The organism is Cupriavidus taiwanensis, assembly GCF_900250075.1.
Lineage (GTDB): Bacteria > Pseudomonadota > Gammaproteobacteria > Burkholderiales > Burkholderiaceae > Cupriavidus > Cupriavidus taiwanensis_C.
This window is the reverse complement of record NZ_LT977070.1, coordinates 2,640,835-2,666,363: the sequence shown is the minus strand read 5'-3', so window position 1 is coordinate 2,666,363 and position 25,529 is coordinate 2,640,835. Positions and strand designations below refer to the sequence as shown.

26 protein-coding genes are annotated in these 25,529 nt (G+C 68.9%); 10 read left to right on the top strand and 16 right to left on the bottom strand.

Translation table 11 applies throughout. The features are described 5' to 3' along the window. Positions 1-16 precede the first annotated feature (16 nt). Entirely contained in the window at positions 17-1,654 is a 1,638-nt protein-coding gene (locus CBM2588_RS12340) for an acyl CoA:acetate/3-ketoacid CoA transferase (RefSeq protein WP_115680743.1), read from the top strand. 63 nt (positions 1,655-1,717) lie between these two features. Further along, complete coding sequence (locus tag CBM2588_RS12335; protein ID WP_115680742.1) at positions 1,718-2,716, top strand: Bug family tripartite tricarboxylate transporter substrate binding protein; 999 nt, start codon at positions 1,718-1,720, stop codon at positions 2,714-2,716. 34 nt (positions 2,717-2,750) lie between these two features. On the opposite strand, the gene CBM2588_RS12330 is transcribed toward CBM2588_RS12335, so the two are convergent. Continuing rightward, complete coding sequence (locus CBM2588_RS12330; protein WP_172583585.1) at positions 2,751-2,906, bottom strand: hypothetical protein; 156 nt, start codon at positions 2,904-2,906, stop codon at positions 2,751-2,753. Positions 2,907-3,231: 325 nt separating this feature from the next. Here CBM2588_RS12330 and CBM2588_RS12325 point away from each other — a divergent pair, with 325 nt between their 5' ends. Next, positions 3,232-4,734, top strand: coding sequence for a DEAD/DEAH box helicase (locus tag CBM2588_RS12325; protein WP_115680741.1), 1,503 nt, complete (start codon positions 3,232-3,234; stop codon positions 4,732-4,734). 57 nt (positions 4,735-4,791) lie between these two features. Here the strand turns inward: CBM2588_RS12325 and gluQRS are convergent, their stop codons facing one another. After that, positions 4,792-5,724 (bottom strand): tRNA glutamyl-Q(34) synthetase GluQRS, encoded by a 933-nt coding sequence (gene gluQRS / locus CBM2588_RS12320; protein ID WP_115680740.1) that lies wholly within the window; start codon positions 5,722-5,724, stop codon positions 4,792-4,794. A 10-nt stretch (positions 5,725-5,734) separates the two neighbouring features. After that, complete coding sequence (locus tag CBM2588_RS12315) at positions 5,735-6,655, bottom strand: LysR family transcriptional regulator (RefSeq protein ID WP_111521403.1); 921 nt, start codon at positions 6,653-6,655, stop codon at positions 5,735-5,737. Between the two features lie 152 nt (positions 6,656-6,807). Here CBM2588_RS12315 and CBM2588_RS12310 point away from each other — a divergent pair, with 152 nt between their 5' ends. Together CBM2588_RS12310 and CBM2588_RS12305 are read left to right on the top strand one after the other, a co-directional pair. Further along, the gene (locus CBM2588_RS12310) at positions 6,808-7,506 is read left to right on the top strand and encodes a pirin family protein (protein ID WP_115680739.1); all 699 of its coding nucleotides are present in this window, start codon (positions 6,808-6,810) and stop codon (positions 7,504-7,506) included. Positions 7,507-7,699: 193 nt separating this feature from the next. Further along, a complete protein-coding gene (locus tag CBM2588_RS12305; RefSeq protein ID WP_115680738.1) occupies positions 7,700-8,704 on the top strand; it encodes a CobD/CbiB family protein in 1,005 nt (334 codons plus the stop codon). 37 nt (positions 8,705-8,741) lie between these two features. On the opposite strand, the gene CBM2588_RS12300 is transcribed toward CBM2588_RS12305, so the two are convergent. From CBM2588_RS12300 to CBM2588_RS12290, 3 genes are read right to left on the bottom strand one after another with little or no spacing between them, the layout of a single operon-like run. After that, on the bottom strand, positions 8,742-9,047 hold the full coding sequence (locus tag CBM2588_RS12300; RefSeq protein ID WP_062801252.1) for a putative signal transducing protein: 306 nt from the start codon (positions 9,045-9,047) through the stop codon (positions 8,742-8,744). 32 nt (positions 9,048-9,079) lie between these two features. Then, entirely contained in the window at positions 9,080-10,051 is a 972-nt protein-coding gene (rsgA, locus tag CBM2588_RS12295) for a ribosome small subunit-dependent GTPase A (RefSeq protein ID WP_115680737.1), read from the bottom strand. After that, positions 10,048-11,295: a M48 family metallopeptidase gene (locus tag CBM2588_RS12290; RefSeq protein WP_115680736.1), complete on the bottom strand. Its 1,248-nt coding sequence runs from the start codon at positions 11,293-11,295 to the stop codon at positions 10,048-10,050. The genes rsgA and CBM2588_RS12290 overlap by 4 nt, the downstream gene beginning before the upstream one ends. A 220-nt stretch (positions 11,296-11,515) precedes the next feature. Between CBM2588_RS12290 and orn the strand changes: the two genes are divergently transcribed. Both orn and CBM2588_RS12280 read left to right on the top strand, forming a co-directional pair. Then, on the top strand, positions 11,516-12,142 hold the full coding sequence (gene orn / locus CBM2588_RS12285) for an oligoribonuclease (protein WP_115680735.1): 627 nt from the start codon (positions 11,516-11,518) through the stop codon (positions 12,140-12,142). Positions 12,143-12,222: 80 nt separating this feature from the next. Next, the gene (locus CBM2588_RS12280; protein ID WP_115680734.1) at positions 12,223-13,104 is read left to right on the top strand and encodes an AEC family transporter; all 882 of its coding nucleotides are present in this window, start codon (positions 12,223-12,225) and stop codon (positions 13,102-13,104) included. Positions 13,105-13,149: 45 nt separating this feature from the next. Here CBM2588_RS12280 and mog read toward each other — a convergent pair whose 3' ends face one another. Together mog and yjgA are read right to left on the bottom strand one after the other, a co-directional pair. Further along, positions 13,150-13,788, bottom strand: coding sequence for a molybdopterin adenylyltransferase (gene mog / locus CBM2588_RS12275; RefSeq protein ID WP_115680733.1), 639 nt, complete (start codon positions 13,786-13,788; stop codon positions 13,150-13,152). Continuing rightward, on the bottom strand, positions 13,785-14,399 hold the full coding sequence (yjgA, locus tag CBM2588_RS12270; protein ID WP_306437240.1) for a ribosome biogenesis factor YjgA: 615 nt from the start codon (positions 14,397-14,399) through the stop codon (positions 13,785-13,787). Before yjgA ends, mog begins: the two co-directional genes overlap by 4 nt. A gap of 58 nt (positions 14,400-14,457) precedes the next feature. On the opposite strand from yjgA, the gene pmbA reads away from it, so the two are divergent. Then, positions 14,458-15,825 (top strand): metalloprotease PmbA, encoded by a 1,368-nt coding sequence (gene pmbA / locus CBM2588_RS12265; protein WP_115680731.1) that lies wholly within the window; start codon positions 14,458-14,460, stop codon positions 15,823-15,825. A gap of 61 nt (positions 15,826-15,886) precedes the next feature. On the opposite strand, the gene CBM2588_RS12260 is transcribed toward pmbA, so the two are convergent. The 3 genes from CBM2588_RS12260 to CBM2588_RS12250 all read right to left on the bottom strand — a co-directional run bounded on the left by CBM2588_RS12260 (position 15,887) and on the right by CBM2588_RS12250 (position 18,024). Then, positions 15,887-16,387 carry a dihydrofolate reductase gene (locus CBM2588_RS12260; RefSeq protein WP_115680730.1) on the bottom strand — a complete coding sequence of 167 codons (501 nt, stop codon included), beginning with the start codon at positions 16,385-16,387 and terminating at the stop codon, positions 15,887-15,889. Further along, positions 16,384-17,178 carry a thymidylate synthase gene (locus tag CBM2588_RS12255; RefSeq protein WP_115680729.1) on the bottom strand — a complete coding sequence of 265 codons (795 nt, stop codon included), beginning with the start codon at positions 17,176-17,178 and terminating at the stop codon, positions 16,384-16,386. The genes CBM2588_RS12260 and CBM2588_RS12255 overlap by 4 nt, the downstream gene beginning before the upstream one ends. A 138-nt stretch (positions 17,179-17,316) precedes the next feature. Beyond that, positions 17,317-18,024, bottom strand: a complete 708-nt coding sequence (locus CBM2588_RS12250; RefSeq protein ID WP_115680728.1) for a TerC family protein — start codon at positions 18,022-18,024, stop codon at positions 17,317-17,319. Between the two features lie 577 nt (positions 18,025-18,601). On the opposite strand from CBM2588_RS12250, the gene egtD reads away from it, so the two are divergent. Further along, positions 18,602-19,696, top strand: a complete 1,095-nt coding sequence (gene egtD, locus CBM2588_RS12245; protein ID WP_115680727.1) for an L-histidine N(alpha)-methyltransferase — start codon at positions 18,602-18,604, stop codon at positions 19,694-19,696. A gap of 147 nt (positions 19,697-19,843) precedes the next feature. Next, positions 19,844-21,100, top strand: coding sequence for an SUMF1/EgtB/PvdO family nonheme iron enzyme (locus CBM2588_RS12240; RefSeq protein ID WP_115680726.1), 1,257 nt, complete (start codon positions 19,844-19,846; stop codon positions 21,098-21,100). A gap of 77 nt (positions 21,101-21,177) precedes the next feature. Here CBM2588_RS12240 and CBM2588_RS12235 read toward each other — a convergent pair whose 3' ends face one another. From CBM2588_RS12235 to CBM2588_RS12215, 5 genes are all read right to left on the bottom strand, one after another. Continuing rightward, complete coding sequence (locus tag CBM2588_RS12235) at positions 21,178-23,064, bottom strand: DEAD/DEAH box helicase (RefSeq protein ID WP_115680725.1); 1,887 nt, start codon at positions 23,062-23,064, stop codon at positions 21,178-21,180. Between the two features lie 806 nt (positions 23,065-23,870). Beyond that, positions 23,871-24,113: a hypothetical protein gene (locus CBM2588_RS12230; RefSeq protein WP_115680724.1), complete on the bottom strand. Its 243-nt coding sequence runs from the start codon at positions 24,111-24,113 to the stop codon at positions 23,871-23,873. Between the two features lie 106 nt (positions 24,114-24,219). Continuing rightward, entirely contained in the window at positions 24,220-24,492 is a 273-nt protein-coding gene (locus CBM2588_RS12225) for a hypothetical protein (protein WP_062801221.1), read from the bottom strand. A gap of 87 nt (positions 24,493-24,579) precedes the next feature. Continuing rightward, the gene (locus CBM2588_RS12220) at positions 24,580-24,849 is read right to left on the bottom strand and encodes a hypothetical protein (protein ID WP_115680723.1); all 270 of its coding nucleotides are present in this window, start codon (positions 24,847-24,849) and stop codon (positions 24,580-24,582) included. A gap of 56 nt (positions 24,850-24,905) precedes the next feature. Further along, positions 24,906-25,175 (bottom strand): hypothetical protein, encoded by a 270-nt coding sequence (locus CBM2588_RS12215; RefSeq protein WP_062801216.1) that lies wholly within the window; start codon positions 25,173-25,175, stop codon positions 24,906-24,908. Positions 25,176-25,529 lie beyond the last annotated feature (354 nt).

Genomic DNA, 25,529 nt, shown 5'->3' with positions numbered 1-25,529 from the left:
AGAAACGGAGACAGCGATGAAGGTAATCACCGCGCGTGAAGCGGCGGCGCTCGTGCAGGATGGCTGGACCGTGGCCAGCGCGGGCTTTGTCGGCGCCGGCCATGCCGAGGCCGTGACCGAGGCGCTGGAGCAGCGCTTCCTGCAGCACGGCCTGCCGCGCGACCTGACGCTGGTCTACTCGGCCGGGCAGGGCGACCGCGGCGCGCGCGGCGTGAACCATTTCGGCAACGCCGGCATGACTGCCACCGTGGTCGGCGGCCACTGGCGCTCGGCCACGCGGCTGGCCACGCTGGCGATGGCCGAGCAGTGCGAGGGCTACAACCTGCCGCAGGGCGTGCTGACCCACCTGTACCGCGCCATTGCCGGCGGCAAGCCCGGCGTGATGACGAAAATTGGCCTGCACACCTTTGTCGACCCGCGCACCGCGCAGGACGCGCGCTACCACGGCGGCGCTGTCAACCAGCGCGCGCGCCGCGCCATCGCCGAGGGCAAGGCGTGCTGGGTCGATGCGGTCGAGTTCCGCGGCGACGAATACCTGTTCTACCCCAGCTTCCCGATCGACTGCGCGCTGATCCGCTGCACCGCCGCCGACGCGCGCGGCAACCTCAGCACCCACCGCGAAGCCTTCCACCATGAACTGCTGGCACTGGCGCAGGCGGCGCACAACTCGGGCGGCATCGTGATCGCACAGGTCGAAAGCCTGGTCGATCACCACGAGATCCTGCAGGCCATCCACGTTCCCGGCATCCTGGTCGACTACGTGGTGGTCTGCGACAACCCCGCCAACCACCAGATGACGTTCGCGGAATCCTTCAACCCGGCCTACGTCACGCCGTGGCAGGGCGAGGGCGCTGCCGATGACGCAGATGATGCCGCCGCTCCGTCGCCCGAGGCCGTGCCGCTCGACGCGCGCACCATCGTGCAGCGCCGCGCGGTGATGGAACTGGCGCGGCGCGCGCCGCGCGTGGTCAACCTGGGGGTCGGCATGCCGGCCGCGGTGGGGATGCTCGCGCACCAGGCCGGGCTGGACGGCTTCACGCTGACGGTCGAAGCCGGTCCCATCGGCGGCACGCCCGCGGATGGCCTCAGCTTCGGTGCCTCGGCCTACCCCGAAGCGGTGGTGGACCAGCCCGCGCAGTTCGATTTCTACGAAGGCGGCGGCATCGACCTGGCGATCCTGGGTCTGGCCGAACTGGATGGCCAGGGCAACGTCAATGTCAGCAAGTTCGGTGAAGGCGAGGGCGCGCTGATTGCCGGCGTCGGCGGCTTCATCAACATCACCCAGAGCGCGCGTGCGGTGGTGTTCATGGGCACGCTGACGGCGGGCGGGCTGGAAGTGCGCGCCGGCGACGGCAGCCTGCGGATCGTGCGCGAGGGCCGCGTCAAGAAGATCGTGCCGGAGGTGTCGCACCTGAGCTTCAACGGCCCCTACGTGGCATCGCTGGGCATCCCGGTGGTGTACATCACCGAGCGCGCGGTGTTCGAGATGCGCCCCAGCGAGGTCGGCGAAGCGCGCCTCACGCTGGTCGAGATCGCTCCCGGTGTCGACCTGCAGCGCGACGTGCTCGACCAGTGCGCCACGCCGGTGGCGGTGGCGCCCGACCTGCGCCAGATGGATGCACGGCTGTTCCAGGCCGGCACCATGCGGCTGTAACGGCCGCCGCACCAGAAAACCGATTCTGATTCACCGCGATTCACCCGAGGACACAGTCACACCATGCAGAACACCAGCCGCCGTACCTTCCAGCGCCGCCTGGGCGCCGTGCTCCTGAGCGCCACGCTGCCGCTCGCCGCCGCACCCGCTTTGGCCGAAACCTACCCCAGCAAGCCGATCCGGCTGGTGGTGCCGTTCCCGCCGGGCGGCCCGACCGACACCGCCGCGCGCATCATCGGCCAGAAGATGAGCGAAACGCTGAAGCAGCCGGTGGTGGTGGACAACCGCCCCGGCGCCTCCGGCACCATCGGCGCCGAGAACGTCGCCAAGAGCCCCGCCGACGGCTACACGCTGCTGGTGCTGGCCACGCCCACGCTGCTGGCGCCGCACCTGATCAACCGCAAGGGCTACGACATCTTCAAGGATTTCGCGCCGATCGGCGCCGCCTATGACCTGCCGATCGTGATGGTGGTCAATCCGCAGGCGATGCCGGACGTGACCAGCCTGCAGCAGTACATCGCCAAGGCCAAGGCCAGGCCGGGCGCGCTCAACTACACCAGCGCGGGCAACGGCAGCTTCGGCCACCTGTCGACCGAGCTGCTGAAGAACCTGGGCAACTTCGACGTCCAGCACGTGCCCTACAAGGGCAGCGCGCCGGCGATCTCCGACCTGCTGGCTGGCCAGGTGCCGATGATGTTCTCGGACATGATCGCGGCGCTGCCGCATATCAAGGCCGGCAAGCTGCGCCCGATCGCGGTGGGCTCGAACAAGCGCGTCAGCTTTACGCCGGAGGTCAAGACGGTGGCCGAGCAGGGCTTCCCGGGCTTCGACGCCACCGCATGGGGCGGGCTGCTGGCGCCGGCCGGCACGCCCAGGGAAGTGGTGGCGACGTTGTCGGCCGAGCTGAAGAAGGCGCTGGCCGATCCGACCGTGCAGCAGAAGATGCTGGGCGCCGGTACCGTGGCCGCTTATCTGCCGCCGGAGCAGTTGGCCGCGCGCATGAAGGCCGACTACAGCAAGTGGGGCAAGGTGATCCAGGACAACGGCATCCGCGGCGACTGAGCGTGCGGATGACGAGCCGGCGGCCCGCTGCGGTTCAGGCGGGCTGCCGGCCCTGCGGCTGGCTCGCCGGCAGCGTCGGTAGCGCCGGTATCGGCAGCGTGGCCTGGCGGCCGGCCGCTGCCAGTCCCAGGAACTGGCTGGAGGTGCGCAGGAATTGCTGGCAGGTCAGGCGAAACAGCTCGAAGTCCATGTCGGTCTCGATGTGAAGAAGGCGCGCGGTCCGGCATGGCCGCCGCGCCGCCGGCATCTTGCTTGGCCGATATGACAATGTCTTGACAATGTGCGCGTGCGCCAGCCGCTGGCGCCGGCTTGTCGCGTGCGCCGCACGGCGGCGCTGGAGCGCCCACTGCGCGGGCAGAGGTGCTAAAATCTAAGTCTTTGATTCTCTTGGCCAAATGCTGTAGCCAGCAGGGCCGCGCCGGAAACTCCCTGGCGCCAGGCGAGATTCAGGGCGAGATGAGTTCCAGACGCGTATCCGTTTGTGCCGGGTTCGCCTCCCGCCAATACCGATACCCATGACCACTACGAACGCACCAGAACCTACCACCGCGGTTGCGACCGCCGTGCAGACCTTCGACAGCTTCGGCCTCGACGCGCGCATCCTGCGGGCCTTGTCCGAGCAGGGCTATACCTCTCCCACGCCGATCCAGGCGCAGGCCATTCCGGTGGTGCTGCTGGGCAAGGACGTGATGGGCGCCGCGCAGACCGGCACCGGCAAGACCGCCGGCTTCGCGCTGCCGATCATCCAGCGCCTGCTGCCGCTGGCCAATGCCAGCGCTTCGCCGGCGCGCCACCCGGTGCGCGCGCTGATGCTGACCCCGACGCGCGAGCTGGCCGACCAGGTCTACGACAACGTCGCCCGCTACGCCAAGCACACCGACCTGCGCAGCACGGTGGTGTTCGGCGGCGTCGACATGAACCCGCAGACCGACGCGCTGCGCCGCGGCGTCGAGATCCTGGTGGCCACCCCCGGCCGCCTGCTCGACCACGTGCAGCAGAAGTCGGTGAACCTGTCGCAGGTGCAGATGCTGGTGCTGGACGAAGCCGACCGCATGCTCGACATGGGCTTCCTGCCGGACCTGCAGCGCATCATCAACCTGCTGCCGGCGCAGCGCCAGACGCTGCTGTTCTCGGCCACGTTCTCGCCGGAAATCAAGCGGCTGGCCTCCAGCTACCTGAAGCAGCCGGTCACCATCGAAGTGGCACGCAGCAACTCGACCAACGAGAACGTGCGCCAGGCGGTGTACCAGGTCGAGGACGGCCACAAGCAGGCCGCGGTGGTGCACCTGCTCAAGCAGCGCGCGGCGCAGGGCATGTCGCGCCAGTGCATCGTCTTCGTCAACAGCAAGATTGGCTGCTCGCGGCTGGCGCGCCACCTGGAGCGCGAGGGCATCAACGCCGCCGCGATCCATGGCGACAAGACCCAGACCGAGCGCATGCAAACGCTCGACGGCTTCAAGAGCGGCACCATCGATGCGCTGGTCGCCACCGACGTGGCGGCGCGTGGGCTGGATATCCCCGACATGCCGTGCGTGATCAACTTCGACGTGCCGTACAGCGCCGAGGATTACGTGCATCGCATCGGCCGGACCGGCCGCGCCGGCGCCAGCGGCGATGCGCTGTCGATCTACGTGCCGGGCAATGACGAGCGCCTGCTGTCCGATATCGAAAAGCTGATCAAGCGCAGCATCCCGCGCGGCAAGCTGGAGGGCTTCGATCCCACCGGCGAGCGTGCCCGCCAGGCCGACGGCGAGCGCCGCCGCGAGCGCAGCGACGTGCGCCGCGCGCGCGGCAGCGCCGACAGCGAAGACCGTCCGCGCCGCCACGACCACGGCGCCAGCCGCCAGGCCTTCCGCGCTTCGGACGACCCATTCTTCTCGCGCCCGTATGAGCCCAGCCCCGCCAGCGCGGCGCAGGCCAAGGCCGCCGACGAAGTCGCCGCCGCGCTCACGCGCGGCCGCCAGGCGCCCAAGCGGCCGGTGGCGGCCTTGCTCGGCGGTGTGCCGCGCAAGTCCTGAACGGATTGTCGTTCCGATGAATGGCCCGCCTGCGCGGGCCATTTGTTTTTGCGGCGGCTAGACCGATGCCGGCAGCGGCAGCGTGGCCAGCCGCTCGCGCCAGCCGTCGGTGGCCCGCGCCAGCCAGTCCTGGACCGTGCCGGCGGGATTCGACAGTCCCAGGTGCGCGCCGGCCTCGCGCAGCGCGTCCAGCGGGGCGCTGGTGTCGATCGGCTGTGCGCCGCTCTGCTTGCTGAGCTTCTCGCCGGCCTGGTTCACCACCACCGGCACGTGCAGGTAGGCCGGCGTGGGCAGCCCCAGCAGGTGCTGCAGGTGGATCTGCCGCGGCGTGGAGTCGAGCAGGTCGGCGCCGCGCACGATATGCGTGATGCCCTGCAGTCCGTCGTCGACCACCACCGCCAGCTGGTAGGCCCACAACCCGTCGGCGCGGCGCAGCACGAAGTCGCCCAGCTCGGTTTCGAGGTTCTGGCACTGGCGTCCCTGCCAGCGGTCGTCGAAGCACACGACGGCGGCCGGCCCGTCCGGCACGCGCACGCGCCACGCGCGCGGCAGCTTGCCGTTCAGGCCGTGGCGGCAGGTGCCGGGATAGCCCAGGGTCTGGTGGCGCTCGCGCACGTGCACCAGCGAATCGGCGATCTCCTTGCGCGAGCAGCCGCACGGGTAGAGCTGCCCCGCGGCATCGAGCCGGCGCAGCGCCTCGGCATAGTGCGGCTCGCGCCGGCTCTGCCACACCGGCGGCTCGTCGGGCGTCATGCCGACGCGCTCCAGCGTGCGCAGGATGTCGTGGTCCGCGTCGCGCACGCAGCGCGGCGTGTCGATGTCCTCGATGCGCACCAGCCATTGCCCGCCATGCGCGCGCGCATCCAGCCAGCTGCCCAGCGCGGTCACCAGCGAGCCCATGTGCAGCGGCCCGGTGGGCGAGGGCGCGAAGCGGCCGCGATAGCCGCGCGCGGCGCTCTCCTGCACTGCGGTTGCAGCCCGCTCTGCCATCAGCCCGCCCTCAGCCGGCGAAGTCGGGTTGCTGCAGCAGCGCCTGCGCCAGGCGCGGGTCTTCCAGCTTGCCGGCCCACCACTGCAGCGCCTTGCCGCGGTTGCTGGTGCGCCATGCCACCTTGAAGTTGCCCGGCGCGCGCACCTCGACGGTTTCGCGCGCCTGCAGCACGCCGCTTTCGATATGCGGCTGCGCCATCGGCGCCGGCAGCCAGCCGCAGCCGAGGCCGCGGATCTGCGCTTCGAGCTTGTCGCGCATGGTCGGCACCACCAGCACGTCCTGGCCGGCCAGCACGCCATGGGTGCGGGCCGGCAGGTTGCGCGAGGTATCGCCCACCGCGACGATGCGATGCTTGGCGATCTGGATGGTGGTGAGCGGGCCCTCCTCGGTGGCGAGCGGATGATGCGCGGCCACGGCGAAGACAAAGGGCACCGACCCCAGCGGCCGGATCTGGAAGCCCTGCGTGCTGGGCGCATCGTAGGCGCCGCCGATCACCAGGTCGGCGCGGTTGCTGACCAGGGCGTCCCACGCGCCGCCCAGCACTTCCTTGGAAAAGCGCAGCCGGGTCGCGGTGTTCTCGGCATAGAAATCGTGGATCACCGGCAGCAGCGCGCGGAAGTTGATCAGATCGTCGACCACGATGGTGAGGGTGGCCTCCCAGCCGGTGGCCAGGCGCTTGACGCGCCGCGCGAGGTCGTCGGCGGCGTGCAGCAGGTGGCGGCCCTCGTCGAGCAGGGCGCGGCCGGCGGGCGTCAGTTCGGCGCGATGGCGGCGCCGGTCGAACAGCAGCACGTCGAGGTCTTCTTCCAGCTTGCGCACCACGTAGGTCAGCGCGGAGGGGACCTTGCCCATCTCGTGGGCGGCGGCGGCAAAGCTGCCCTTGCGTTCGATGGCGTCGAGGACTTCGAGGGATTCTAGCGAGAGGGCCATGTTCAGAAATTCTGAATGACTGCTTCTAAGGTGGTCCCCGTAAATATACGCCTGAAGGCCTAAACTGCCTAGCATCCAAAGCGAAAACACATGCCGCGACACGGTTAGCCAGACGGTGCTGTCGGCGAAAAGGCTCAAGGAGGGCCATCAAAATGATTGAAATCAGAAAGTCCGCAGAGCGTGGGTACGCCGATCACGGCTGGCTGAAGTCCTATCATTCGTTCTCATTCGCCGACTACTACGACCCGCAGCATGTGCAGTACGGGCCGCTGCGCGTGATCAATGAAGACCGCGTCGCGCCGGGCATGGGCTTTGGCACCCATGGCCACCGCGACATGGAAATCATCAGTTACGTGCTCGAAGGCGAGCTGGCGCACAAGGACAGCATGGGCAACGGCAGCGTGATCCGCCCGGGCGACGTGCAGCGCATGAGCGCCGGCACCGGCGTGCGCCATTCGGAATACAACCACGCCGCGCACGACACCACCCACTTCCTGCAGATCTGGATCATCCCGGCCGAAAACGGCATCGATCCCGGCTACGAGGAAAAGCACTTCGACGCGGCCGACAAGCGCGGCAAGCTGCGCCTGGTGGCAAGCGCCGACGGCGCCGACGGCTCGGTGCTGGTGCACCAGGACATCCGGCTCTACGCCGGCCTGTTCGACGGCGACGAGGCCGCCACGCTGGCGCTGGCGCCGGGGCGCCGCGCCTATGTGCACGTGGCGCGCGGCCGGGTCACGGTCAACGGCAAGGCGCTCGAGGCCGGCGACGCCGCCCGGCTGGAAGACGTGGCCGAGGTCGCGCTGTCCGGCGGCGATGGCGCCGAAGTGCTGGTGTTCGACCTGCCCTGAGGATCGCTTGCGGCCCCATGCAAGAGCCCGCCCCATGGCGGGCTTTTGCCTTTGGCGCGGCGCGTCGCGGGTGCCGGCGGGTAGCGCTGTGCTATCTTCTCGCTATGCCTTGCGCCTGCGCCGGCACATCGCTGGCCAGTCGCGCCGGCCGGCCCCAACGGGCCGGCGTGCCCTTGGAGCACCCCGTACCAAGATGACCTTTGTTTCCATTCTCCTGGCGCTGATTGCCGAGCAGTTCCGCGCCCTGGGCCGCAACAACCCGATCTACGAGATCGTGCGCGCGCTCGGCGACCGCGCCGAGCACGCCTTCGACACCGGCCGCCCGCGCGACGCCGCGCTGGCCTGGCTGACCGTGGTGCTGCCGCTGACGCTGGCGGTGATCGTGGTGCACTACCTGCTGGCGTCGATCAGCGTGGCGCTGACGCTCGCGTGGAACGTGCTGGTGCTGTACATGACGCTGGGCTTCCGCCAGTTCAGCCATTACTTCACCGATATCCACGAGGCGCTCAACCGCGACGACCTCCATACCGCGCGCACGCTGCTGCACGAGTGGACCGGGCTCGACACGGTCGAGATGCCGGTGTCCGAAATCGTGCGCCATACGCTGGAAGCGGCGATCATCGCCGTGCACCGGCATGTGTTCGGCGTGTTCTTCTGGTTCCTGGTGCCGGTCGGCCCCGGTGGCGTGGTGCTGTACCGCACCGCCGAATACCTGGGCCGCCACTGGAACCTGCCGTCGACCGAGCGCAGCCCGGCGCTGGGCCGCTTTGCCGCGCGCGCCTTCTACCTGCTGGACTGGGTTCCGTCGCGGCTGACCTCGATCGGCTTTGCCATCGTCGGCAACTTCGAGGACGCGGTCTACGCCTGGCGCAACCATGCGCGCAAGTGGAACGATGCCGTCAACGGCATCCTGCTGGCGAGCGGCGGCGGCGCGCTGGGCGTGCGCCTGGGCACGCCGCTGGCCGAGGACGATTCCACGGTGGTGCTGCGCACCAGCGTGGCCGGCCCGGCGGTGGACTATGCGCCCGGCATGGAAGACGCCGACGGCGCCAACGGCGGCCCTGAGCCGGCACCGCCCGAGTTCGGCACCGAGCCCGGCGTGCGCACGCTGCAATCGGCGGTGGGGCTGGTGTGGCGCGCGGTGGTGTTGTGGATGCTGCTGCTGGCGATGCTGTCGCTGGCGCTGTGGGTGGGTTGAGCGCCTGACCGGCAAGTGGCCGGTCGATCGAGGCAGGTTAGCCGCGCGCCGCGCCGCAGCGCCAGCACGCGCCGAACTGCGCCTCGTGCCATTCGCCGCAACGGTCGCATTGCCAGCTGGGCCCCGGCACCGGGTTGGCCGCGGCATTGAGCACCGCCCACGCCTGCGCCTCCATCTCGTCATCGACCAGCCACACCTGCGGCGCGCTCTCGCGGAACGGGATCTCGCCGGTCGCGCCGGCCAGCCAGGTATTGCGCAGCTCCGCCCGGATGCCGGCCGCGCGCAGCACGTTCTGGCAATGGGCCGCGTGGACGAGGGACGTGGCGGACAACAGCAGTTTCATGACAGCGCACCGGGAACCCAGGTGCGCTTACCTTACCACGGCTTCTGCTGGCTGGATTCGTGCAGCAGCTGCGTGTAGAGCTGGTGCCGGCGCTCCGAGATATCGCCGGAGGCCACCGCGGCCAGCACGCCGCAGCCGGGCTCGTTGACGTGATGGCAGTTGTAGAAGCGGCACGCGGTCAGCAACGGGCGGAATTCCGGAAAGGCGCGTTCCAGCATGCCCTCGCTGAGGTGGTAGAGCCCGAATTCCTGGAAGCCCGGCGAATCGATCAGCGCCCCCTGGCGGCCATCGACGGTACCCCAGTCCGCCGGCAGGTGGTAGAGCCGGGTGAAGGTGGTGGTGTGCTTGCCGGAATCGAGCTTGGCCGAGATCTCGCGCGTCTGCGCGTCGACGCCCGGGATCAGCAGGTTCAGCAGCGACGACTTGCCCATGCCCGATTGCCCGATCAGGATGCTGGCGAGCCCCGCCACGCGCGGCCGCAGCGCGGCCAGCGCCTGCGCCGGATCGGCGCGCACCGACAGTTCCAGCGTGTCGTAGCCCAGCCCGCGGTACAGCGCCAGGCGGCCGCGCGCCTCTTCCAGCCGTTCGGGCAGGTCGGTCTTGTTGAGCACCACCAGCGGCCGGATCCCGAGCGCCTCGGCCGATACCAGCGCGCGCCCGAGCAGGTCTTCGGAGAATCCCGGCTCGGTGGCCAGCACGATGATGACCTGGTCGATGTTGGCCGCGAGCAGCTTGGACTTGAACTGGTCCGAGCGGTGCAGCAGGTTCTTGCGCGGCGAAACCCCGGTGATTACGCACTGGTCGGCGGCGGCGCGCTCGACGCTGACGTGGTCGCCCACCGCGCAGTCGCTTTTCTTGCCGCGCGGGAAGGCGTGCATGCGCGCGCCGTCGCCCAGCTCGACCACGTAGTGGCGGCCATGGGCGGCGACGATCAGCGCGGATTCGGTGGCGGTGCCGGCGTGGGTGCCGCCGCCGGCGTTGCGGTGACGCGTGGCGCGGCTCATGCGTGCGCCAGCAGGCGGTCGATCCGCTGCGCCGCGGGCGGATGCGAGTAGTAGAAGGCGCTGTAGAGCGGGTCGGGCGTCAGCGTCGAGGCATTGTCCTTGTACAGCTTCACCAGCGCCGACACCAGGTGGCTGGCGTTGGTCTGGTCGGCGGCGAAGGCATCGGCCTCGAATTCATGGCGGCGCGACGACTGGCTCGACAGCGGCCCCAGCAGGAAGGTGAAGACCGGCAGCGTCAGGAAGAACAGCACCAGCGCCAGCGCGCTGTTGGACACGCCCAGGTTGGGCGCCACCCCCAGCCCGGTGTAGAACCAGCTGCGCGTCGCCAGCCAGCCCAGCAGCGCCAGGAACACCAGGCTCAGCGCGAAGGTCACGGCGATGCGCTTGGCCACGTGGCGGCGCTTGAAGTGGCCCAGCTCGTGCGCTAGCACCGCCTCGATCTCGTCGCCCGTCAGGCGCGACAGCAGCGTGTCGAAGAAGACGATGCGCTTGGCCGCGCCGAAGCCGGTGAAGTAGGCATTGCCGTGCGCGCTGCGCTTGCTGCCGTCCATCACGAACAGCCCCTTGCTGGCAAAGCCGCAGCGCTGCATCAGGCTTTCGATGCGCTGGCGCAGCGACGCGTCGTCGAGCGGCTCGAACTTGTTGAACAGCGGCGCGATAAAGGTCGGGAACACCACCAGCAGGAACAGGTTGAAGGCCATCCACACCAGCCAGGTCCACACCCACCACAGCGAGCCGGCGCGATCCATCAGCCACAGCACCGCCAGCAGCAGCGGCAGGCCCAGCGCGCTGGCCACCAGCAGCATCTTGACCAGGTCGGCCAGCCACAACCCGAAGGTCATCTTGTTGAAGCCGAAGCGCTGCTCGATGCCGAACTGGCCATACAGCGAGAACGGCAGGTCGACCAGGCCGCCGATCAGCGCCACGCTGGCCACCAGCGCCACGCCGTAGGCATAGCCCGGGCCGAAGACGCCCAGCCAGAACTGGTTGAGCCACTGCAACCCGCCCAGCATGGTGAAGGCGATCAGCACCGCGGCGCCGGCCAGCACCTCCAGCATCGACAGCCGCGTGCGGGCGATGGTGTAGTCGGCGGCCTTCTGGTGCGAGGCCAGGCTGATGGTGTCGGCAAAGCGCGCCGGCACGGCGGCGCGGTGCTGCGCGACATGGCGCACCTGGCGCGCGGCCAGCCACAGCTTGGTCAGCACCATCAGCACCAGGGCGGCGAGAAAGACAATCGTGAACATCGGCAAGCGCCTTGTGGGTGCGGGCGCCCGGCGTTGCAGGCGACGGGTGCCCGTGGGGACCGCGCCGCAGGGTGGGGCAGGCGGCGGTCCGGGAATTCCGGAAACGGCGCCGCACTGGTGCGCGATCAGCCATCCCGGACGGATATGCGAGAATTATAAATTGTTCGCGCCCGGCGCCGCCGCGGCCGCTTTCCCCAAATCCCTATCTCCCGCAGTCCCGATGACAAGCCAAGCCGCCGCCAAATCCGTCAAAAGCGAAAACAACCTGATCTGGCTGGACATGGAAATGACCGGCCTGCAGCCGGATACCGACCGCATCATCGAAGTGGCGGTGGTGATTACCGACTCCGAGCTGAATATCCTGGCCGAAGGCCCGGTGCTGGTGATCCACCAGAGCGATGCCGTGCTCGACGGCATGGACAACTGGAACAAGGGCACCCACGGCCGCTCGGGCCTGATCGACAAGGTCAAAGCCTCGACCCTGACCGAAGAGCAGGCCGAAGCCGAGCTGCTGGCCTTCCTCAAGCGCTGGGTGCCGGCGGGCAAGTCGCCGATGTGCGGCAACTCGATCTGCCAGGACCGTCGCTTCATGGCGCGCTACATGCCCAAGCTGGAAGCGTTCTTCCACTACCGCAACCTCGACGTGTCGACGCTCAAGGAGCTGTGCAAGCGCTGGGAGCCGGCCATCCACAAGGGCTTCGTCAAGCGCCAGCTGCATACGGCGCTGGCCGACATCCTGGAGTCGGTGGAAGAGCTGCGCTACTACCGCACCCACTTTATCCGTCACGCCGCGCCCGGCGCGGCGCCCTCCGGCGAGGCCCCGGCCGCCGGCACGCCGGCGCAGTAAGCGGAGCGCGGCTCGCGCAAGCCCATCACCATTCCCGGCGCGCCGTGCCGTGCAGGCGGCGCGTTCCCGTCCGCCTGCCCATGTTCGAGCGCATCGTCTCCATCATCACGCCGGTCATCCTGATCATCCTGGTCGGGTGGCTGTACGGGCGCAAGGCCCATCCGGACATGGCCGGCATCAACCGCGCCACGCTGGACGTGATCGCGCCGCTGCTGGTGGTGTCGGCCTTCGTCAGCAAGGACTTCGTGCTGGCCGACCAGCTGGTGCTGCTGGGCTGCGCGGTGGCGGTGGTGCTGGGCTCGGGCGTGCTGGCGTGGGGGCTGGCGCGCTGGATGAAGGTCGATCCGCGCACCTTCGTGCCGCCGATGATGTTCAACAACTGCGGCAACATGGGTTTGCCGCTGTCCGTGTTCGCCTTCGGCCCGGCCGGGCTGGCGCCGGCGGTGGCGCTGTTCGCGGCGTCGAACCTGATGCACTTCACCATCGGCATGAAGATCGTCAACCGGCATGCGTCGCTGGCGCAGATCGCCCGCAACCCGATGGTGCTGGCCACCGTGGCGGGCGTGGCGCTGGCGCTGGCGCGGCCGTGGTTCACGCTGCCGGACCCGGTCTACCAGTCGGTCAAGCTGCTGGGCGATGCCACAGTGCCGCTGATGCTGTTTGCGCTGGGCGTGCGCATGAAGGATGTGAGCCTGCGCAACTGGGGTATGGGGCTGGTCGGCGCGGCGGTGTGCCCGCTGACCGGCATCGCGGTGGCGCTGGCGCTGGCGCAGTGGGTGCCGCTGACCGAGCTGCAGCGCGGCTTGCTGTTCGTGTTTGCGGCGTTGCCGCCGGCGGTGCTGAATTTCCTGGTGGCGGACCATTTCCGGCAGGAGCCGGACCAGGTCGCGTCGATCGTGCTGCTCGGCAATATCGCCGCGGTGGTGTTCGTGCCAGTCGGGCTGTACCTCGGGCTGCGCTGAGGCGGCATGCCCGCTCGGCGCGCGCCGGCGGGCGGACCGTGCGGATCAGGCCGCGGGCTTGGCGCGCACGGCGTTCTTGGGACGCCAGGCCTTGACGATGGCCTCGTCGGTTTCCATGTACGGGCCGCCGATCAGGTCGATGCAGTACGGCACCGCGGCAAAGATGCCTGGCACCACCGGCTTGCCGTCGGCATCGCGCAGGCCTTCCAGGGTTTCGCGGATGGCGCGCGGCTGGCCGGGCAGGTTGATGATCAGCGCGGCGCGGCTGGCGGTCTCGCGCACCACCGCCACCTGGCGCGACAGGATCGCGGTCGGCACGAAATGCAGGCTGACCTGGCGCATCTGCTCGCCGAATCCCGGCATTTCCTTGGTGCCCACCGCCAGCGTGGCCTCGGGCGTCACGTCGCGGCGCGCCGGGCCGGTGCCGCCGGTGGTCAGCACCAGGTCGCAGCCGGCCACGTCGACCAGCTCGATCAGCGTGCGCGAGATCTGCGCCTGCTCGTCGGGGATCAGGCGCTCCACCGCCTGCCAGGGCGAGGTCAGCGTGCGTCCGAACCAGTCGCGCAGCGCCGGGATGCCCTCGTCCTGGTAGGTGCCGGCCGAGGCGCGGTCCGAGATCGAAACGAAGCCGACCACGAGTTCGTCGGGGTGGTGGCGGACAACCGGCTGGGTGGTCTGGGTCATGCCTCGGGCTCCGGATGGTCGGGGGTGGGTTCGTCGGCGGCGCGGCCCTTGCCGTCCTTCAGGTCCAGCGCCGTCTTGATTGCCTGGAACAGCTCGCGGAAATAGCGCGGCGGCTTGCCCAGCTCTTTTTCCCTGCGTGCGTTGCGGATGGTGTTGCGCAGCGCCTGCACGTCGATGCCGGGATGCTCGCCGAGGAAACGCGTCAGCGCAGCGTCGTCGGCCAGCAGCAGCTCGCGCCAGCGCTCGATCAGATGCATGCGGGCGGTTTCGGCCTTGCTGGTGCCCTTGAAGCCCTCCAGCGCTTGCCGGATCACCTCGACCTCTTCGTCCTCGAGGCCGCGCATGATCTTGCCGACGTACTGCATCTGGCGGCGCTTGCCTTCGTGGCTGTTGATGCGGCGCGCCTCATGGATGGCATCGGCGAGCGCCTCGGGCATCGGCACGCGCGCCAGGCGGTCCTTGGGCAGTGCTTCAAGTTCGGCGCCGAGGTCCTGCAGGGCGGTCATGTCGCGCTTGCGCTGCGACTTGCTTTTCGGTTCGTCGTCTTCCGGCTCGGGGGCAAAGCCTCCGGGAAAGCGCGCGCCTTGGGAGTTACGGGAATTTCGCGTCATGCCCGGCATTTTATCTTGCTATGATTGCCGCTTGGACTTTTGATGACACCCGCCCAGCATGGACCAGATCGCCGAACAGACCGCGCATTTCACCTACACCCAGGCCCAGCTCAGCGAGATGGCCGCCGATGTGCTGCGGGTGGCACGCGAACTGGGGGCGACCGACGCCGCCACCGAGATCTCCGAAGGCAGCGGCCTGTCGGTGTCGGTGCGCAAGGGGCAGGTGGAAACCATCGAGCAGAACCGCGACAAGGTGGTCGGGGTCACGGTGATGATCGGCAAGCGCCGCGGCAACGCCAGCACCTCCGACTTCTCGCCGGCCGCGCTGCGCGCCACCGCCGAAGCGGCCTACAACATCGCCCGCTTCACCGCGGAGGATGACTGCGCCGGCCTCGCCGAAGAAGAATTGCTCGAGCGCGCGCCGCAGGACCTGGACCTGTTCCACCCGTGGGCGCTCGACGCCGAAGCCGCCATCGACATCGCCACCCGCGCCGAGGCCGCGGCCTTCGCGGTATCGCCGCGCATCCGCAACAGCGACGGCGCCAGCGTCTCGGCCCAGCATTCGCAGTTCGTGCTGGCGACCACGCGCGGCTTCACCGGCGGCTATCCGTATTCGCGCCATTTCATCTCGTGCGCGCCGATCGCCGGCAGCGGCAGCGGCATGCAGCGCGACGACTGGTATTCGTCCAAGCGCTCGCCGCTGGCGCTGGCCGCGCCCGAGGACATCGGCCGCTACGCCGCCGAGCGCGCGCTGGCGCGGCTGCAGGCGCGCAAGCTGTCGACGCGCCGCTGCCCGGTGCTGTTCGAGGCGCCGCTGGCCGCGGGGCTGCTGGGCGCCTTCGTGCAGGCGGTGTCGGGCGGCGCGCTGTACCGCAAGTCCACCTTCCTGTGCGATTCGCTGGGCCAGGCCGTGTTCGCCCCGCATATCCAGATCCATGAGCAGCCGCATACCCCCGGCGCCATGGGCAGCGCGCCGTTCGACGAGGAAGGCGTGCGCACCCGCGAGCGCGACGTGGTCAAGGACGGCGTGGTGCAGGGCTATTTCCTGTCCACCTATTCGGCGCGCAAGCTCGGCATGCAGACCACCGGCAATGCCGGCGGCTCGCACAACCTGACGCTGTCGAGCAGCCTGAGCCAGCCCGGCGACGATTTCCCCGCCATGCTGCGCAAGCTTGGCACCGGCCTGCTGGTGACCGAGCTGATGGGGCAGGGCGTCAACTACGTCACCGGCGACTATTCGCGCGGCGCGTCGGGCTACTGGGTCGAGAATGGCGTGATCCAGTATCCGGTCGAGGAAATCACCATCGCCGGCAACATGGCCGAGATGTTCCGGCAGATCGTCGCGATCGGCGCGGATGCGCTGGTGCGCGGCACCAAGGAGACCGGCTCGATCCTGCTCGAGCAGATGACGATCGCGGGCAACTGAGCAGCATCGACCGCCCAGAAAAAAGCGGGCCAAGGCCCGCTTTCTTTATTTCATGCGCCGGTCACGATTCTTCCGACGGCGGCCGCTCATACGTGACGAACGCATAGTCAAAGCCGTTCGCCTCCGAATGATGCGTCTCGCGCGAGACCTCCAGCCATTGCGTCGGGTCGATCGCGGGGAAGAAAGCATCGCCTTCCACATCGGCATCGATCTCGGTCACCACCAGCCGGTCCGCGCTCGGCATGGCCTCGGCATACAGCTGCGCGCCGCCGATCAGGAAGATCTGCTCGGCGCCCACGCACAGGCGTTGGGCTTCTTCCAGCGAGGGTGCCACCTCGGCCCCCTCGATGCGCAGGTCCGGGTTGCGGCTGACCACGATATTGCGGCGCCCCGGCAGCGGACGGCCGATCGAATCCCAGGTCTTGCGCCCCATGATCACGGGCGCGCCCATGGTGGTGCGCTTGAAGTGCGCCAGGTCTTCCGGCAGGCGCCACGGCAGCGTATTGTCGCGGCCGATGGTGCCGTTGCGGGCGCGCGCTACAACCAGTGTCAGCAGCGTCATACGGCCACCGGTGCCTTGATCGCGGGGTGCGACTGGTAGCCGGCCAGTTCGAAGTCTTCGTAGCGGTAGTCGAAGAGGCTGTCGGGCTGGCGCAGGATCTTCAGTTGCGGCAGCGCCAGCGGCGCGCGCGCCAGCTGCGTCTGCACCTGCTCGAAATGGTTGTTGTACAGGTGGCAGTCGCCGCCGGTCCAGATGAAGTCGCCCACTTCCAGCCCGGTCTGCTGCGCCATCATGTGGGTCAGCAGCGCATAGCTGGCGATATTGAACGGCACCCCCAGGAAGATGTCGGCGCTGCGCTGGTACAGCTGGCACGAGAGCCGGCCGTCGGCCACGTAGAACTGGAAGAACGCGTGGCAGGGCGGCAGCTTCATGCGCGGGATGTCGGCCACGTTCCAGGCCGACACGATCAGCCGGCGCGAATCCGGGTTGGCGCGGATCTGTGCCACCAGCTCGGAGATCTGGTCGATATGGCGGCCATCCGGCGCGGGCCACGAACGCCATTGCGAGCCGTAGACCGGGCCCAGTTCGCCGTGCTCGTCGGCCCACTCGTCCCAGATGGTGACGCCGTGCTCCTGCAGCCAGCGCACGTTGGTCGAGCCCTGCAGGAACCACAGCAGTTCATAGATGATCGACTTCAGGTGCAGCTTCTTGGTGGTGACCACCGGGAAGCCTTCGCGCAGGTCGAAGCGCATCTGGTAGCCGAACACCGAGCGCGTGCCGGTGCCGGTGCGGTCGGCCTTGTCGGTGCCATGCTCGTAAACATGGCGCATGAAGTCGAGGTACTGTTTCATCGGCGCGGGGCGGGATGGAAGGTGGCGCGGGCGCGTGGGCCCGCAAAGCTGGCATTTTAAAGCAAGACGGGCCGCCCCTCCGGGCGGCCCGTCTTTTGCGGCAGGGCAAGGGCACGGGGCCCTGGCGCCGGGGCAGGCTTAGTGGCTGCCGGCCGGTTCCTGCTGCTGCTCGCGGCGCTTCTGCACCAGGTAGCCGGCGCCCAGCACGCCGCCGACGATCAGCACGTACAGGCCCCAGTTGACCACCGGGTTGGCTTCGAAGAACGCCTTGATCATCGGCTCGTGCACGATCATCTTGACCGCCGTGAACGCCAGCACGCCGGCGCCCAGGTAGATGATGACCGGGAAGCGGGCCATCAGCTTGAGCACCAGGCTCGAGCCCCACACCACGATGGGGATGGAGATCAGCAGGCCCAGCACCACCAGCAGGAAGCTGCCGTGCGCGGCGCCGGCCACGGCCAGCACGTTGTCCACGCCCATCACCGCGTCGGCGATGATGATGGTCTTCATCGCGCCCCACAGGGTCGAGGCACCGCTGCCATGCTCGTCGCCGTCGCCTTCGTCGGACAGCAGCTTGTAGGCAATCCACACCAGCGCCAGGCCGCCCACCAGCATCAGGCCCGGAATCTTCAGCAGCCAGACCACGCCGATCGTCATGGCCGAGCGGACCACCACGGCACCCACGGTACCCCAGATAATGGCCTTCTTCTGCAGGTGGGGCGGCAGGTTGCGTGCCGCCAGCGCGATCACGATGGCATTGTCGCCGGCCAGCACCAGGTCAATGACGACGATGGACAGCAGCGCCGTCAGGAACTGCATCGTGAACAGATCGGTAAACCACTCCATGAACTCTCCTCAGGTACGAATCAGCGCAAGCGCGCGCATTGGGTTCGCCTGGATTCACGGGCACGGGAGCGTGGGGGCGCCTTTGCAAACCATGAAGTCCAGGTTGCAAAGGTCTTGCTCGACCACTGGCGCGGTATGCGCGCCGGTAGTCAGCACAACCGGGGACTGCGGTCCCGGAATGACGATTGTGCTAAGGGCATCAGCCCCGGAGCTACTCCCCTTTGAGGGCACGGCCGGTTCAGGGCCGCGTTGGGCGGGATTATAAACGAACTGCAAGGGACATGCCCCATTAGGAAAGATACTGACTCAAGTTCGCACGGGTGCCGTAATCGTCTCGCCCCGTCGCGCCATCCGGCCACGCCAGGGCGCCGCCGCGTGGATGGCGATTTTGTATCGGGCCCGGCCATGGGGCTGCGCGATCCGCCGGATCGGCCTATCCTTGAGGTTCGGCTCCGACCGATGCGCCCCGGACAGCACAGGCGCGCATTGCGGAGACCGGCGCGCACGACATGCACAGCGCGGCCTTGGGGAATACGCAGTGAAGCAGTGCCCATTTGCGACCACACAAGGAAACGACATGCCGGTTGTCCCGAACCCGCCCAACCCGCCCTCGCGCCACAAAGCTCCACAGACCCCCCTCCCGCCCCTGAACCACCATAACGGCCATGCCGTGGCGCCGCCGGCGCTGGTGGCGCTGGCCAACGGCCGCGCGCAGCGCCCGCCGCAGCCGGAGTTCGTGCAGCAGTACCGCGAAGACAGCGGCGCGCTGCGCGAGCAGGTGCTGTCCGGCCTGCGCGCCGCGCAGGCGGCGATCAGTCCCAAGTTCTTCTACGACGTGCTGGGTTCGCGCCTGTTCGAAGCCATCACCGACCTGCCCGAGTACTACCCGACCCGCACCGAGGCCGCGATCTTTGCCAGCGCGGCGCCCGCCATCGCCGCACGCGCGGGCAGCGGCTGCGTGCTGGTGGACCTGGGCGCCGGCAACTGCGAGAAGGCGGCGCGGTTGTTCGGCAGCCTGCGCCCGGCGCAGTACGTGGCGGTGGATATCTCGGTCGAGTTTCTGCGCGCGACGCTGTCGTCGCTGCAGCAGCAGCATCCCGAGATCCCGATGCTCGGGCTGGGCGCCGACCTGTGCGCGCCGTTCGACCTGCCGGCCCAGGTCAGGCGCGGCAGGCGCTTGTTCTTCTATCCGGGCTCGAGCATCGGCAATTTCGCCCCGGTGGAGGCGCTGGCGCTGCTGCAGCGCCTGCGCGGCGCGGCCGGGCGCGGCGACGGCGTGCTGATCGGCGTGGACCTGCACAAGGACGAAGCCACGCTGGTATCGGCCTATGACGATGCGCTGGGCGTCACCGCGGCCTTCAACCGCAATGTGCTGCGCAACGTGAACCGCATCGTCGGCACCGATTTCGCGCTGGACGACTGGCGCCACCAGGCCAGCTTCGACCGCGCGGCCTCGCGCATCCAGATGCACCTGCAGGCAAGCCGCGACGTGCGCGTGCAATGGGACGGCGGCGCGCGCGAGTTCGCCGCGGGCGAGCGCATCCATACCGAGGATTCATACAAATACCGCCCGGAGGACTTCGCGCTGCTGCTCGAAGCCGCCGGTTTCGACGACCCGGTGTACTGGTCCGACCCGCGCGGCTGGTTCGCGGTGTTCCACGCGCGCGGCTGACCGGCCCGTGGGTCGGGTAGTGTCATAATGGCCGCAGTCCGGCGCGGCGTGTCACGGCGCGCCACCTCCGGCCACGGCTGCCCCCGGTCGCCCGCAGCCATCCGGACCGCTGCCTGTCCATCCTCCACCCCCTGCGCGGACTTCCCGATGAGCGGCTTTCCCATGCTTCCCGATCTCTACTTCACCGGCGGCAAGGCGACGTGGTCGGACCCGCGCCGGCTGCCGCGCGAAGGGCTGGCGCAGGCACTGGTCGACACGCGCAGCCGCACGCTGGCGTGGCTGGCGCCGTTCGGGCAGACCCGCCGCGCCTGGGACGTGCCGCGCCAGTACGATGCCGATCCGCCGCTGTGGACGCTCGGCCACGTTGCCTGGCATGCGGAGTGGTGGTGCCTGCGCGGCGTGCGCCAGGTCGATCGCGGCGGCGTGCCGGTGCCGGTGGCATCGGAGCCGTCGCTGCTGGACGGCGCCGATGAATGGTTCGATCCCGACCGCATCGGGCCCGACGAGCGCTGGGAGATCGCGCTGCCCGACGTCGCGGTGGTCAAGCGCTATGCCGCCGAGGTGCTCGACGGCGTGCTGCGCCGGATTGCGCTGCTGCCCGACGACACCGACCTGACGCTGTACCCGTACCGTCGCGCGCTGCTGCATGAAGACGCGCAGGGCGAGGGCGTGGCCGCGCTGCTGCAGGCGCTTGGCATGGCCCCCGCGGAGGCCGCCGGCGCGGCGCCGGCGCCGCCCGCCGGTCATGGCGGCACGCTGCATTTCCCGGGCGGGCGCTTCACCCTCGGCTGGAGCGACGCCGATGGCTTTGCCTGGCCTGACGAGTTGCCGCCTCAGCCGACCTACGTGCCCGCGTTCGAAATCGACATGGCGCTGGTCAGCAACGCGCAGTTCCTCGAATTCGTCGAGGACGGCGGCTACGAGCATCCGGCCTGGTGGTCGTCGGCGGGACGGCAATGGCTGATGACGCAGGAACGCTCCGCGCCGCGCTACTGGTCGCGCCATCCGGAGTCGCGCGCGTGGATGCTGGAACGCTTCGGCACGCTGCGCACGCTCAATCCCGACGAGGCGGTGCGCCACGTCACGCTGTACGAGGCGCAGGCGTGGTGCGTCTGGGCCGGCCGGCGCCTGCCGGCGGAATCGGAATGGGAACTCGCCGCGACCCAGAACCGCGGCCTGCAGTGGGGCGCGCTGCGCGAGTGGACCGCCACGCCATACGAGCCGTATGCCGGCTTTGTCGCCGCGCCGTCCGACGGCGACATGGTGGGGCGCTTCGGCACGCACCAGGCGGTGCGCGCGGTCTCGTTCGCCAGTCCGGCGCGGCTGCGCCATGTGCGCGCGCGCTGGGCGAGGCTGCCCGAGGACGACCTGTCCTTCATCGGCTTTCGTACCTGCGCGTTGTAGCGGCGCCAGCAAAAAAACAGGGCACCCGAGGGTGCCCTGTTTTGTCATGCGGCAGGTGCGCTCAGCGCACCGCGCGCTCAACGCTCGTAGCGCGAGCGGCTGTTGCGGTTGCCGCCGTTGCCGCCGTTGCCGGCGAAGCCACCGCCAAAGCCGCGGTTGCCGTCGCGGTTGCCGAAGCTGCGGCCTTCGCCGCTGCCGCCATTGCCACGGTAGCCGCCGCCATTGCCGCGGCCTTCGCCGAAGCCGCGGTTGCCGTCACGGTTGCCGAAGCCGCCGCGCGGATCGTCGCCGAACGGACGGCCGCCGTCACGGTTGCCGAAGCCGCGGGCACCGTCGCTGGCGCCGCGGTAGCCGCCGCCCTGGCCACGGTAGCCGCCTTCGCGGTTGCCGAAGCCGCCACGGTTGTCGTCGCCGAACGGGCGCGCGCCTTCCGTGCGATTGCCGAAGCCGCGGCTCTCGCCACCGAACTTGCGCTCGCCAAAACCGGTGCGGTTGTCGCCGCCGAACTTGCGGTCGCCGAAGCTGCGTTCGCCGCCACGGTAGCCGCCATTGCCGCCGCCGTTGCCGCGGAAGTCACCGCGGCCGCCACCCGGCTTGCCGCCGAAGTTCGAGCGCGGCTTGGGCGCGCGGCGCGGCTCCAGGCCCTCGATCACCGACGCGTCGACGCGCTGGTTGGTGAAGCGCTCGATCCGGCGCCACTGGAACATGTCGTTGTGGTTGACCAGGTTGATGGCGATGCCCGAGCGGCCCGCGCGGCCGGTACGGCCGATGCGGTGCACGTAGTCCTCGGCCTGCTTGGGCAGGTCGAAGTTGACCACGTGGGTGATATCGGGCACGTCGATGCCGCGCGCGGCCACGTCGGTGGCCACCAGCACGCGCAGGTTGCCGCGGCGCAGCGCGGTCAGGGTGCGGTTGCGCGCGCCCTGGGTCATGTCGCCGTGCAGCGCGCCGGCGGAGAAGCCGGTGTCGGACAGGCGCTCGGCCAGCGAATCGGCATCGCGCTTGGTGGCGGTGAAGACGATCGCCTGCTTGAGCGACGCGTCGCGCAGCAGGTGGTCCAGCAGGCGCTCCTTGTGCGACATGTCGTCGGTGAAGTGCAGGCGCTGCTCGATATGGCTCTGGTCGGCGCGGGCCGCGGCGATCTCGATGCGCTGCGGATCCTTCAGCTGGCGCGACGCCAGCTGGGCGATGCGCGCATCCAGCGTGGCCGAGAACATCAGCGTCTGGCGCGAAGCCGGGGTGGCATTGACGATGGCGTCGATGTCGTCGGCAAAGCCCATGTCGAGCATGCGGTCGGCTTCGTCGAACACCAGCATCTGCAGCGCCGACAGGTCGATGCGGCCGGCATCGATATGGTCGAGCAGGCGGCCCGGCGTCGCCACCAGGATGTCAGGCATCTTGGCCAGCATGGCCAGCTGCTTGGGGTAGGGCATGCCGCCCAGGATGCTGGCGCAGACGATGCGGCGCAGGTTGCGGCCGTACTTGGCGGCGGCCTCGGTCACCTGCAGCGCCAGTTCGCGCGTGGGCGTCAGCACCAGCAGCGCCGGCTGGGCCGGGGCCGGACGGGGGCGCTTGCCCTTCATGCGCTTGGCGGGCTCGGTGGCGCGCTGCGGCGCCGGCATTTCGCTGATGCGCTGGATCGCGGGCAGCATGAACGCGGCGGTCTTGCCCGAGCCGGTCTGGCTCGAGACCAGCAGGTCGCGGCCGGCCAGGAAGGCCGGGATGGCCTGGGCCTGCACCGGCGTGGGCGTGTTGTAGTTCAGTTCGGAGAGGGCGCGCAGGATGGCCGCATCGAGGCCAAGCTTGGCGAAACCGCTTTCCACGGCCGGGGCTTCTTCAACTGCCGGGCTGGGGTTGAGCAGGGCGTCGAGCTTGTCGAGCGGGCTCTGGGCAGCGTCGGAAGTGATCGAAGCGTCGGTCGCGGAGGCAATAGCTTGCTCCGCACGAATGTCGTGCTGGGTCATGTCGAATGGTCAAATAAATGCATGGCACCCCGAAACGCAGAATGGGGTGGGCGCAGTGCAAAGTCTTAAAAAGGCTTCGGCGCCAATCGGTGAGGCCGTTACGACAGACACAGCTGGCAGTACGGCGGCAGGCAGGGTGGTGGCTGGTTACCGCGGGGCGGTCCGGCCATGTCCCTGGCAGGCAAACAGCTCAGTTCAGGCTGTTCAACAGGATCGGAGACGAGGCGACGTCAGGTGAGCGGTGCGTTCTGCTGGGCGGCTGGGGCCATTTGTGATGACTAGGCGTCCGGCAGCGAGGAAACAGAGCTTGGGAGGGCAGCGGATTCGCCGCGGCAGCAAGCCGGGCGCTTGGCGGATCTCACAGTTGCGAAACTCACGGCGCGGATTATAGCAGAGTGCCAGAATTTTGTTGCACTGCGAAAACGTAACCGGATATGTCTGCGCTGCAGCACCTGCGTAGCAGTGACCGGCCCGCTGGTTGAAAGCGGAAATGCCCCGCCTATACTTTAGGCGCGAGCACACAGGATGCCCGCACGGGGCGGACGAAAACGCTCCCGCTTGACCTCCTTCAGCGGCATTGCGCCGCTGTTCGCGGCAAGCACTGCGGTCATTGACTCCAGGCGCCAGTCTTCCTGCGACTCTCCGGGTGGTCCGGATGGGCGTCCGCGTCATGGGCGGAATCATGGGAAGCCTGCATGGATACAGAATGACCGAACTGCTGACCGCGTGACCCAGGCGGTCCGGGCCCGTCCGCATCCAAAGCCCGCCAGAGATGGCGGGCTTTTCATTTGGGCCGGCGGTCGCTTTCAGTCCCCGGCATCCTTGCCCGCGGACTTGCGCGGCAGCCGGCCAAGCGGCGCCTCGCGCGGCATCACATGGCGGTTGCCGGGCAGGCCACCCGGGTAGTCGACGATGCGCGCGGCGCCCTGGCGCCGCAAGCCATGCCATGCCTGGCCGCCGGCAGTGCGCCCGCCACCGAGGATGGTGGTCATGGCCTGCCGGTCGAGATCCATGCTGTCGGGCAAATCCTTGATGACGATCACTGCCATGGCTGTCTCCGGTCAAGCGGGACCACGGCCTTGCGGCCGCGGGACCGCTTCAGTATAGGCGGCGAGGCGGTCCCGCGATCCTGCCGCGGGCCGCCGCGCGCTGCGCTCAGACGGCGGCAAAGTTGCCGGCCCATTGCGACGGGTTGACGTTGACGCGCACCGGGCCGACGCCGGGGCCGACAAAGCTGTTGTTGAGCGTGTTGACGTTGATGCTTTGCAGCTGCGCGATGTTCTGGTTGACGTTGACGGTGACGTTGGCGAGCGGGCCGACATCGCCGACACCGCGGCTGAGCCACGAGCTGCCGCCGCGTACGGCACCCAGCGAGGCACGGTCGAGTTCCTTGCTCAGGGCAAGGTCGCGGACGAGGATGGTTGACATGATGGGGCTCCTTGGAATCGGTGTGGGGGTGGCAGGCGCGGAGATTGCTGCGGTCGGGCAGGCTCCGCGCGCGCTGCGCATCGGGTTTCAGCCGAAGATGTTGTTGGTGGCGTTCTGGTTGGTGTGCACGTCGGATTTGACGTGGTCCAGGAAGGCCGAGCCATTGCCGTTCAGGTTGGTGACGGACTGCATCTGCGCGATGCTCTGCACGGCGCTGATGCTCTTGTCGACCAACGCCTTGATCGGCATGTAGACGGCGGCGAAGGGCAGGTACGACATGCCGCCGCGCACGGCGTGCATGCGCTTGCGGTCGAGGGTTGCGGCGGCGGACAGGTCCTGGATGGTCAGCGTGGTCATGATGGTCTCCGGTATCGGTAGTCAGTGTCTGGATTCAGTCAGCGGGGCGCGAAGGCTCAGCCGAAGATGTTGTTGGTGGCGTTCTGGTTGGTGCGCACGTCGGACTTGACGTGGTCCAGGAAGGCCGAGCCGTTGCCGTTCAGGTTGGTGACGGACTGCATCTGCGCGATCTCCTGCACGGCGGTGATGCTCTTGTCGACCGACAGCTTGACGGGGCTGTAGACGGCGGCGAAGGGCAGGTACGACATGCCGCCGCGCACGGCGTGCATGCGCTTGCTGTCGAGGGTGGCGGCGGAGGACAGGTCCTTGATGGTCAGCGTGGTCATGATGGTCTCCAGTAGAGGAAGGTGTTGCCTTGGGTTTGGGGTTCGAGCATCGGGTTGGTGTCGCGCTCGGGAGGGACAATCGCAGGGACTGTGCCAGCGCCATCGGCATTCGCGCCGCCCACGCGCAAGTGCCTGAAAACAAGGGGGATTTGCACCCGATGTCGGCTCGCGCGCACGGCCTGCGCCGCGCTGGCGAAGGTCCCATATGACGGGCCGCGGCCAACACTGGCGGCGCCGGTGTTGGCGCCGCTGCGACAGTGCCGCATTCATCAGGCCATGGCGCATGCAAAGCGCGCCGGGGTGCGGTCGCATGCCGGCCTCGCATGGTTTGCGCATGCCTTGGGTGCGCACTAG